Annotated in this window: 8 protein-coding genes and 2 rRNA genes; 7 read left to right on the top strand and 3 right to left on the bottom strand. The window is 36.4% G+C overall.

Annotation, left to right across the window (positions count from 1 at the left end):
* Positions 1-57 precede the first annotated feature (57 nt).
* A 5S ribosomal RNA gene (rrf, locus tag J7E77_RS29570) occupies positions 58-174 on the top strand.
* Between the two features lie 225 nt (positions 175-399).
* Positions 400-1,914: an FAD-dependent tricarballylate dehydrogenase TcuA gene (gene tcuA / locus J7E77_RS29565; RefSeq protein ID WP_214719107.1), complete on the top strand. Its 1,515-nt coding sequence runs from the start codon at positions 400-402 to the stop codon at positions 1,912-1,914.
* Positions 1,915-1,993: 79 nt separating this feature from the next.
* Here the strand turns inward: tcuA and J7E77_RS29560 are convergent, their stop codons facing one another.
* Entirely contained in the window at positions 1,994-2,857 is an 864-nt protein-coding gene (locus J7E77_RS29560; protein ID WP_214719104.1) for a LysR family transcriptional regulator, read from the bottom strand.
* A 146-nt stretch (positions 2,858-3,003) separates the two neighbouring features.
* On the opposite strand from J7E77_RS29560, the gene J7E77_RS29555 reads away from it, so the two are divergent.
* Positions 3,004-4,137: an AbrB family transcriptional regulator gene (locus J7E77_RS29555; protein WP_214719102.1), complete on the top strand. Its 1,134-nt coding sequence runs from the start codon at positions 3,004-3,006 to the stop codon at positions 4,135-4,137.
* Positions 4,138-4,198: 61 nt separating this feature from the next.
* Positions 4,199-4,801, top strand: coding sequence for a spore protease YyaC (gene yyaC / locus J7E77_RS29550; RefSeq protein ID WP_308160847.1), 603 nt, complete (start codon positions 4,199-4,201; stop codon positions 4,799-4,801).
* 126 nt (positions 4,802-4,927) lie between these two features.
* Here the strand turns inward: yyaC and J7E77_RS29545 are convergent, their stop codons facing one another.
* Both J7E77_RS29545 and J7E77_RS29540 read right to left on the bottom strand, forming a co-directional pair.
* Complete coding sequence (locus J7E77_RS29545) at positions 4,928-6,238, bottom strand: CitMHS family transporter (protein WP_214719105.1); 1,311 nt, start codon at positions 6,236-6,238, stop codon at positions 4,928-4,930.
* 208 nt (positions 6,239-6,446) lie between these two features.
* Complete coding sequence (locus J7E77_RS29540; protein ID WP_214719100.1) at positions 6,447-7,325, bottom strand: LysR family transcriptional regulator; 879 nt, start codon at positions 7,323-7,325, stop codon at positions 6,447-6,449.
* Positions 7,326-7,471: 146 nt separating this feature from the next.
* On the opposite strand from J7E77_RS29540, the gene J7E77_RS29535 reads away from it, so the two are divergent.
* The 3 genes from J7E77_RS29535 to J7E77_RS29525 form a co-directional block, all read left to right on the top strand.
* Positions 7,472-8,599 carry a 2-methylaconitate cis-trans isomerase PrpF family protein gene (locus tag J7E77_RS29535; RefSeq protein WP_214719098.1) on the top strand — a complete coding sequence of 376 codons (1,128 nt, stop codon included), beginning with the start codon at positions 7,472-7,474 and terminating at the stop codon, positions 8,597-8,599.
* Positions 8,600-8,997: 398 nt separating this feature from the next.
* Positions 8,998-10,347 carry an alpha-mannosidase gene (locus J7E77_RS29530; protein WP_214719096.1) on the top strand — a complete coding sequence of 450 codons (1,350 nt, stop codon included), beginning with the start codon at positions 8,998-9,000 and terminating at the stop codon, positions 10,345-10,347.
* 299 nt (positions 10,348-10,646) lie between these two features.
* Positions 10,647-10,770, top strand: a 16S ribosomal RNA gene (locus J7E77_RS29525); the annotation flags it as partial.

Raw genomic sequence — 10,770 nt, 5'->3', positions numbered from 1 at the left:
TTTACAAACTTCTTCTGCATTATCTAGTTTTGAGGGAATGATACCTCAACAAAATAGTCTGGTAGCAATGGCGAGAAGGTCACACCCGTTCCCATACCGAACACGGAAGTTAAGCTTCTCAGCGCCGATGGTAGTTGGGACACGCGTCCCTGTGAGAGTAGGACGTTGCCAGGCATATCTTAGAACAACTCATTTTTGGGTTGTTCTTTTTGTTATGTGGAGAAACTAATTTGTTTTTAGATGATTAGGGCCTTATTCAAGCGGCTCTAAGTACGTCTCACAGATTGTTTATCCTTTTGAAGGCTAGCCATAAATATTATTTATGGAATACAATCAAATAACGGTATTTTATTAATCGCTGTTTATACCGTACTATTTAGTTAAGGAAACACATGACTAATAGGAGGGGTAAACGTGGATAAACGAAATTATGATGTAGTTGTAGTTGGGGCAGGGAATGCAGCTTTGTGTGCAGCGATTGCGGCAAAGGAAAATGGTGCTGAAGTACTTGCTTTAGAGCGCGGGCCAGTAGAAAAGCGCGGAGGAAATTCATTTTTTACAGATGGAGCGATTCGTGTTGCTTACAATAAGTTAGAAAACATAAGAAGAATAATACCTGATATAACGGATGAGGAAGCAGAAAAGATCGTAATGCCTGAATACACTCAATCTGACTTTTATAATGATCTAATGCGAGTAACAGACGGAAATAGTGATCCTATACTAGCAAATCAGCTTATTGCTAAATCTTATGAAACACTTTCATGGATAAGTAATCATGGAATTAAATTTGAATTAAATTACGAAAATCAATCCTTCGAACAAGATGGTAAACGTCATTTTTGGGGTGGACTTCCAATAAAAACTGAAGATAAGGGCGTTGGTTTAATAAAAAGGCTCTTTGATAGAGCAGAAAAAATCGGGATTGATATCTGGTATAATTCGCGGGCAATCGAGTTAGTAACTGATAATGAAAATATTACTGGCATTAAAATAGAACAAATCGAGAAAGTGACTACAATCAATACGTCTAGTGTAATTTTAGCCTGTGGTAGTTTTGAAGCGAACAAAAAAATGAGAAGTGAACATCTAGGAGAAGAATGGGAATCCGCGATTGTGAGAGGGACTGAATATAATACTGGAGACGGAATAACTATGGCTTTAGCAGTTGGTGCGCAAAAATATGGTGAGTGGAATGGCTGTCACTCGATTGGGACAGATTATAATGCTCCTAAATTTGGTGACTTTAACAAGCCTGGTGATATATTTAAAAAGTCTTCATTTCCTCTTGGTATTTTGATTAATAATGAGGGAAATAGATTTGTAGACGAAGGGGCGGATTTCCGGAACTACACATATGCAAAATATGGTCGCGAAGTATTAAAACAGCCTGGTCATTCTGCTTTCCAACTTTTTGATGCTCAAGTACGTCCGATGCTTAGAAAGGAATACAATCTAGAAGAAGCCACTTATTATAAAGCTGATAGTCTTGAAGAATTAGCAGAAATGATGTCAATTGATAAAGGACAATTTTTAAAAACGATAACAGAATTTAATGCAGCAGTTCAAGAAGGAGACTATAATCCAACAGTGAAGGACGGAAAAGGAACAGTTGAAATTACTCCACCAAAAACAAACTGGGCATTACGAATCGACCAAGCTCCTTTTTATGCATATCCAGTTACTTGTGGTATTACCTTTGCTTTTGGCGGATTACATGTAAATCCAGAAGGAGAGGTCTTAAACCAAGAAGGAAGACCTATAGCTGGGTTATTCGCTGCTGGTGAAATGGTCGGTGGCATCTTCTACAAAAATTATCCAGGTGGGTCAGGATTAATGTCAGGAGCCGTTTTTGGAAAATTAGCTGGTACATCAGCTGCCAATTATTCTAAAGAAAAGATAAGTATTTCATAAATCATAATAAAAAAGCATCTGCCATGCCTCAGGCAGATGCTTCTATTAAATGTAAAGACTGTACTTTAATGATTAACTTCTACCCTTTAAATTCATTTTCCATAAACTCAACAAATGCCTTAACAATGTTTAATTCTAATGAATCTTTGTGGTAGAACATCCATGTCTTACGGACAATGGGGTTGCCGTCAATGGTTGTAATATCCGTTTTATAAACATCATTGACATCATTTAAAATCAGGCTTGGCAAGATTGCATAGCCTAATCCATTAACAACCATTTTTTTGCAAGTATCCACTTTATCGACTTCTATACTGACAAGCGGTGGTTGGGTGAAATGTTCAGACCACCAATTATTGATGGAATTCTTCAACAGTGGGTCAGTATGATAATCGATTCTTGGTAAGTTAGGGAGGTTATGTATATCTATTTTTTCTTTAGAAGCGATACAAATGGTCTCTTCAAATAATAAATGTTTGTGATCTTTCCAGCTGAAATCTCCTTTAACAATACCAATATGGACATCTTGATTGTAAATTAAATGGGCGATGTGACTGCTAAAGCCAGTCGTTACTTTGAATTCAATAGTAGGATAACGTTCTTTGAATAGCTTTAATAGGTTAGGAAGCATGTAATCAGTAAAAAAGGTAGAGACACCTAATCTTAATGTTCCTGCTACATTGTCCTCCATATTAAGAACATTTTCCTTAATTTTTTGTATGTTTAGAAGCATTTCATGCGCACTTTTCGCTAAATACTCTCCTTGTGGGGTAAATTGAACTCCACGTCTGCCTCGATTGACAATTGTTATCCCAAATTCCTTTTCTAATTGCTGTAAGCGGTTTGTCAAAGCTGGTTGAGAAATATACAAATGTTGAGCAGCCTTTGTAATGTTTTTTTCTTTATAGAGGGTTTGTAACACCAGCCAATCTCGTTCATCCAAACTTATAACCACCATTTCTACCATTAATATTATTTATGGATAATGATAATATTTTAATATTTTAATTATTTCTAAAATTATACTATATTTGGTTTAAAAAGCAAAGATGACAAAATCAATTCATCTTAATGAAAGAAGGATCCTGAATGGAAAAACATAAACATTTTTTTCAATTTGTTTGGTTTGTAATAGTAAGTGGGATAGGTGGATTTTCCCTCTCGTTAACAGAACTCCCGATTGGATGGATGATTGGGACACTCCTCACGGCAGCTTTTCTTTCTATATTTCGTCCGAATTTTTTGCATTTACTCTATACTCAAAATGGAATTCCAAAATATTGGTTATACATTGGACAATGTATCTTAGGAATTGAGTTAGGCCAGAAAGTGAATACTTCCGTTCTATCCATTTTTAGAGAAAATTGGTCAACGATTATCATCATGCTTCTTTTGTCAATCCTTTTTTCTTTACTATCAGGTATTGTTTTATGGAAGTTCAGTAAATTGGATATGTTAACAAGTTTTTTTGCTACTGCACCTGGCGGGCTTTCCTCAATCCCTGGTATTGCAGAAGAAGTTGGCGCAAATACTGGTGTTGTAAGTATTATTCAGGCAATGCGTGTATTTTTAGTTATTATTACGACCCCTGTCATGATCTCTTTCTTGTTCGGTCATTCTGACTATCACCATGCAGTTGCGGCGACAGAATCATCATCAACATTTGAAGGAGCGCAACTTGCTTTGACCATTTTATTTGTGTTTATAGCGTGGATTGGCTATCATATCGGGAAATTTTTGAAGTTTCCAGCTCCATGGCTGATTGGAGGGATGATTAGTGTTGCGGCAGTTAAATCCTCTGGATCTGTACTTATTGGATTTGATCTTGTAGCTTGGTGGCCTCATAGTTTAATCATCATATCGCAAATTTTTATTGGGGCAAGCATTGGCTCGCGTTTTAATAAAAATATGTTTATTGGATTAAACCGAACTTTGATCATTTCATTTTTAGGGACAATCGGCTTAATTATAACTGTGTTTATCTGTGCGTACTTTGTATCAATTTTTACTAATATATCATTTCTGACTGCAGGTTTAGCATTTGCACCTGGTGGAATTGCAGAGATGACAACAACAGCTCTCGTTTTGAATGGTGACGCTACATTTGTCGTAGCGGTACAAGTGCTCAGGGTCGTCACTGTCTGTATTACCCTTCCTCCTTTTTTTCGATTTTTAAAATACCTAGAAGTCAAAAAGAAATCTCACACTAATCTATCCGCATAGGTTTTAGGGTATAATGATTTTATCAGCTATGTGCCGGAAAATAAATTTAAGGGTGATGGTCGTGTGTCCTTTTTATTATGAAAAAGAAAAAAAGAATGAAGAAGCCATTTCATATTATGTAAAATCAAATGAAAAAACGGAAGAAAAAGATAGTGAATTATTAGCATTTAATATAAGTGAAATAATTCACCAATCATCACCAGAGGTTCACGATATTGTCTTTTTATGCATAGGTTCGGACCGATATGTGGGTGATTCATTAGGTCCATTAGTAGGAACGATGCTAAAAGAACGCCAAGTTCCTTTTCGTGTTTATGGAACATTGGAAGAACCTGTACATGCATTTAACTTAAAAGGAATATTGAAGGAGATCAATAAACAATTTAAAAAGCCGTTAGTTATTAGTATCGATGCCTCCATCGGTACTAAAGAACAAGTTGGTCATGTGATGTTTAAAGAAGGACCTTTAACTCCTGGGAAAGCCCTTGAAAAGATGCTCCCAGAAGTAGGAGATTACCATTTCGTTGGGTTTGTGAATTATATAGATCCTTTACCAACTTCTCAATTTTTAAATGACACCCGCTTATATACGGTTATGAATGTTGCAAAAACAATTGTAAAAGTAATTACTAAAATTAGGGTAAATGATGATAAAGAGCGTTAGAAAATATCTTTTATTGTTTAATATATTGATAAAAAATAGAGCCTTCCCGAATCGGTTTCGTAACTAATTTGGGAGGCTCTATTTTTATTATCGGATCTATTGGAGATCTAACAATGAAATGAAGTATTAGCTGATTGCACTTGTTAAAAAGGCAACAGCAATAATGACTAAAGAACAAAGAAGAGTCCATTTAAACGCATAACGTTGAAATTCTCCGATATCTGTTTTCACCATTCCTACTAATAAAAGAGTGGATGCTACAAGTGGGCTTAGAAAATGTACAGGTTGCCCTAATACAGATGCTCTTGCAATTTCTAAAGGACTTACCCCATAGGCCGCTCCTGCTTCCGCTAGAATTGGTAAAACTCCAAAGTAATAAGCGTCGTTGGATAATACGAAAGTAAATGGCATGCTAGTTAGGGCAACGACAAGTGGGAAGAAGGAACCTACAGATTCTGGAATGATTGATACTAATGCATGTGAAATAGCATCTACCATTTTTGTTCCAGAAAAAATTCCTGAGAAGATACCGGCAGCAAACACTAGAATAACAACTGTTAAAGCATTTCCTGAGTGTGACAAAATACGTTCTTTTTGCTGCTCAAAATTTGGATAGTTAATCATGGCCGCGAGTACAAATCCAATTAGAAATAAGATTGGAGCTGAAATTAACCCCATGACCAAAACTACCATGATCGCTATTGTTAAAATAAAGTTTACCCATCTTAATTTAGGGCGCTTAATATCCTCTTGTAGGGCATAAGCGGCAGCTGCTTCACTTAATTGTAATGATTGTTGTGGAATTTCCTCAACATTGATCACACCAATTCTTGCTCTTTCCTTTTTTCCAAGAACAAAAGCGATAAAAAGAATACATCCCATTCCTGATAACATTGTAGGTAATAGTGGGAGGAAAAATTCATTCGAATCAAGGCCTAAAGAAGCAACGGCTCTTGTAGCTGGTCCTCCCCAAGGCGTCATCCCACTCATGATACTGACAGAGAGTAAAGAAATAGTTGCGAGAATAAGAGGATTCATACCAATTCGAAGATAAAGCGCTAACATAGCAGAAATGGTAATCATGTGAGTTGTCGTTCCATCGCCATCTAATGCTACTGTCATAGCAATAATTGCGGTTCCGATCGCGATTTTAACTGGATCACCCTTAACAAATTTCATCATGTTATTGATTAATGGATCAAATAAGCCTGCATCAATTAAAATTCCGAAAAATAAAATCGCAAACAGGAGTAAGGCAGCTGAAGGAGCAACCTCTTTTAAACCATCTAGCATCATACCACCGAGCTCTAAACCAAATCCACCAATTACTGCAAAAACTATTGGTACAATGACAAGTGCTGTAACTGGAGATAATTTTTTTGCCATAATCAGATAAGTAAATAAGACAACCATTGAAATTCCTAAAAAAGTAAGAATATGAATCCCCTCCTATAAAAGAAATCGCTTACAAATAACTAAAATTTGATTACTGCAAATATTGAGAAAACTGTTTCAAGAAATATTTCTTAGTTTTACAATATAACACACGTATAAATAAGTAAAATATATAATTTTTATCTAATTTCTAAAAAAAAACTTATAATCCATATAATAAAAAGAGGAATATTTCTCATTCCTCTCTAAATTAGCTATTTTTTGTTAAAGAATTTGAATGTTCATTTAAAAAATCTATGAAACTTTTTACAGTAGAAAGCTTTAATGAATCCTGATTATACATTAACCATGTATATCTATAAACTGGTTCACCATCCTTATAGGATAGTTCGTAGATTTGTAGGTTATCTAAAGGTTCTAGACAAATTTGAGGTACGATCGCAATACCCAGATCGTTTTTGACCATTTCTTTACATGTTTCTAGTCGGTCCGTTTCCATCATAATAAACGGTGGTTCTGAGTATCGGTCATGCCACCAGCCATTAATAGAAGATTTTAGAGAACTATCTGTTTTGTAATTAATTAATGGAAGTTTAGGTAAATTCGCCATATTTATTTCCTTTTTAGAAATTAAACATAGCTTTTCTTTATGTAATAATGCTTTTTTTCCATACCATTCGTAATCTCCACGTAGTATGCCTAATTGCACAGTATCGGTATTAAGAAGATTTAAAATATCGGTACTCCAACCTGTATTGATGTTAAATTGTACATTTGGGAATTTAGTTGAAAACTTTTTTAATATCCTTGGTAACTTATATTGTGCAAAGTTACTTGAAACTCCAATTCTTAACGTTCCTCTTACCTCATCTTGCATATTGATCATATTGTCTTTTGTTGATTGCAGCTTTTTGATCATTTCTTCAGCATACTCTACTAAATGCAAGCCTTCTGAAGTAAACTCAATGCCTCCTTTTATTCTAAAAAATAATCTTGTTCCAAACTCCGTTTCTAAATTTTTAAGTCTGTAAGTTAATGCCGGTTGGGAGATATATAAACGTTCTGATGCACGGCTAATATTTTTCTCTTGATATAAAATTCGAATCGCATTCCAGTCTTTTTCATCCATAAGTTCATCCCCAATCAACTGATTATAAGTTTTTTTTTGTATTTTTCTAATAAAATATCTATTTTACTTATGATATCACATAACTTACTATATTTTTAAAAGCACCGATACTTTTTGAAAAGTGAATAAGAAAAGGGGTTTTTTAGATGAAAGTGCCTGTTGTTGTGATGCGTGGAGGAACTAGCAAAGGTGTGTTTTTTAATTTTGATGATATGCCATCAGATCGTTCGCTTTGGGATGAATTTATGTTGGATATAATGGGAAGTCCAGATAGCAGACAAATTGACGGACTTGGTGGGGCCAATTCATTAACGAGTAAAGCAGCAATTATCAAAAAGTCGGGTTTTGAAGGTATTGACGTAGAATACACCTTCGCACAAGTTAGTATTGAAAATCAATTGGTTGATTTCAAAGGAAACTGCGGAAATATTTCTTCTGCGGTAGGTCCATATGCAATTGAACAAGGTCTAGTACCAGCAATTGAGCCAATTACAACTGTTAGAATCTTTAATACAAATACTCAAAAAGTAATCATTTCTGAGGTAGAGGTTGAGAACGGTCAAGTAAAAACAGATGGAATGTGTTCAATTCCAGGTGTTCCAGGAACAGGTTCTCCTATCTATCTATCATTCACTAATGCTGAAGGTGCAGTAACAGGAAAACTATTTCCAACCGGAAACTCTATTGATGTCATTCAAACACCTAGAGGTCCGATAAATGTATCGATAATCGATGTTGCTAATCCATTAGTTTTTATTCATGCACATGATGTTGGCCTTAAAGGGACTGAACTTCCTCATGAATTTACACCAGAAAAACTAACTGAATTAGAAGAAATCAGATCGATTGCAGCCGAAATGTGCCAATTTGCTCCGAAAGAAGAAGCAACAAAAAAATCACCTGCTGTTCCTAAATTAACGATTATTGCTCCTCCTATGGATTATATTGATGTAACAGGAGTGGAGAGAAAAACTGAAAATATGGACTGTACAATAAGAATGATGTCTATGCAAAAACCACATCAAGCACTTGCGATTACAGGTGCGATCTGTACAACTGCAGGTGCATTTTTAAATGATACAATCTTATCCGATACTATTAATGTAAAACAAGAAGTTATCCGATTAGCACATCCTGCTGGAATCATGGAAACAAAGGTTGATTTAATTGCAGGAAATATTACCGCAATTAAGGTAGTACGAACAGCACGTGTGATTTTGGAAGGATATGCATATACAAAGAAAAATTACGAGTATATATCTAAGTTAGCGTAAATTATATAAGTAAATGTTTTACTAAATGAGGTATCTGGAAAGGCTAACTGAGTCAGTCTTGTGACTGGTTTTTAATAGTATTATACCGTCATGCCATTATTAGCTGGCCATGGGGGAAAAAAGGGGTCCGGCCCCCACAACGTTAAGCATTATTGTAGTGGGGACCTGACCCCTTTTCAATGGAATAATTTTATATCCACTGGAATATCTAAATGACTTACGCCCATTCTATTGCTACTTGAAGGGGTGGACTTTTATTGTTATTAGTAATAGTACACATTCATAAATGACAGCGTTTACTTATTGCGTAAATCAAAAGTGTAGGAGGGGAAGTCTCATGAAGAAGACAGCCCATATTATATCTCATTCCCACTGGGACAGGGAGTGGTATTTACCCTTTGAGAAACACCGCTATTACTTCCAATTGGTATTCAAACGGAAATGAAATCCCGGTGGATGAGAAAGAAGCAAGAGTCTTCTGGAATCAAAAGCTCCTAGATGCCGAAAAATATGCGTCCATGAATCAATTATTGTTTATTAATGGCTGTGATCACCAGCCGCTGCAAAAAACGATTCCTGAGGCAATCGAAACCGCATCCGCCCTTTATTCCGATTATACATTTAAGCATTCAAGTTTTGACGAATATACAGACGCTTTAAAAAAGGTACTTCCAGAGAAGTTGCAAGTCATTGAAGGGGAATTGCGCAACCAGCGGACAGACGGATGGTCCACTCTCGTCAATACGGCTTCTGCCCGTATTTACTTAAAGCAATGGAATAACCGCTGTCAAACTCTTTTGGAAAAAATAGCGGAGCCTTTAGCGGCTTTTGGTTATTTAGCAAACGGAACTCACCCGCGCGAATATATTCGCTTTATGTGGAAATCCCTTTTGAAAAATCACCCACATGACAGTATTTGCGGCTGCAGTGTCGATGAGGTCCACCGTGAAATGGTCACGAGATTTGAAAGAGTTTCACAAATGGGAGAGGTATTTGTACAAGAACAAGCTGCAGAACTTGCTCTTACGGTTGATACATCCAAAACACCGGATAGGGGAATTCCGCTTGTTGTCATGAATACAACGGGATGGAACAAAAACGAAGTGGTGACAAAATTAGTCGATCTTGAAAAAGTGTATTTTTCACAAATGCATTTTGAAGAAATTCCTGCCTATTTGAAGGATAAAGAAATGCCGGCCTACAAGCTGGTTGATGATCAAGGCCAGACAGTCGAATTTCAACTCGTAAGCCCGGCTGTCGAATTCGGTTATGATCTGCCAGACGACAAGTTCCGCCAGCCGTTTTTTGCGAAGCGGGCAACTCTATCATTCTATGCAGAGGAGATTCCATCCTTCGGTTACAAGACCTATTATCTTGTTCCGGAAGTTCACTCGTTGGTGCAACAACAGGTAAAAGCCCCTGTTAACGACTTGGAAATGGAAAATGAATTTGTGCATTTACTGTTCCATGAAGATGGCACGTATGATGTAACGGATAAAAAAACCGGTGAGGCCTTCCAGCGTCTCGGTATATACGAAGACACAGGCGATGTCGGGAACGAATATATGTTCAAGGAAGCGAAGGGTTATTCCGCCATCACAACAAAAGGGATACCAGCGGAATTTACCTTATTGGAAAGAAGTGCCCTGCGTACAGTCCTTGAGTTTAAGCACACGTTATCGATTCCAGTTTCGGCGGACGAGCGATTACTTCAAAAGCAAGGGGGTGTTATCTCAAAAAAGTTTTGAGGAAATGAACAGTCCATTAAAAAAAAGAAAAACTTTCTGTTGCATAAGTAAATCGAAGGTGCTATTATAAGGAAGTTGCTTTTAACGGCTGTCAAATTCGTTGAAAGTGAGAACAAAAAAATTAAAATATTATATTGACATATTAATAGAGATTCGATATAATAATAAATGTCGCTTCTGACATGATAGATTGTTCTTTGAAAACTAAACAAACAAAAACGTCAACAAACAAAAAATATCGTGTTTCTTCTATTAATATAGAGAACATGAGCCAACGTAACAAAATGAGCTAATCAACTTTCTTGGAGAGTTTGATCCTGGCTCAGGACGAACGCTGGCGGCGTGCCTAATACATGCAAGTCGAGCGAATCAATAGGAGCTTGCTCCTGTTGATTAGCGGCGGACGGGTGAGTAACACGTGGG

The organism is Bacillus sp. ISL-77 (assembly GCF_018613105.1).
The sequence above is the reverse complement of the archived record's forward strand: the minus strand, read 5'-3'. Positions and strand labels throughout refer to the sequence as shown.

Coding starts and splice junctions, on each gene's coding strand:
- J7E77_RS29535 (WP_214719098.1), top strand. CDS start 7,472: ATGAAAGTGCCTGTTGTTGTGATGCGTGGAGGAACTAGCAAAGGTGTG.
- J7E77_RS29555 (WP_214719102.1), top strand. CDS start 3,004: ATGGAAAAACATAAACATTTTTTTCAATTTGTTTGGTTTGTAATAGTA.
- J7E77_RS29540 (WP_214719100.1), bottom strand. CDS start 7,325: ATGGATGAAAAAGACTGGAATGCGATTCGAATTTTATATCAAGAGAAA.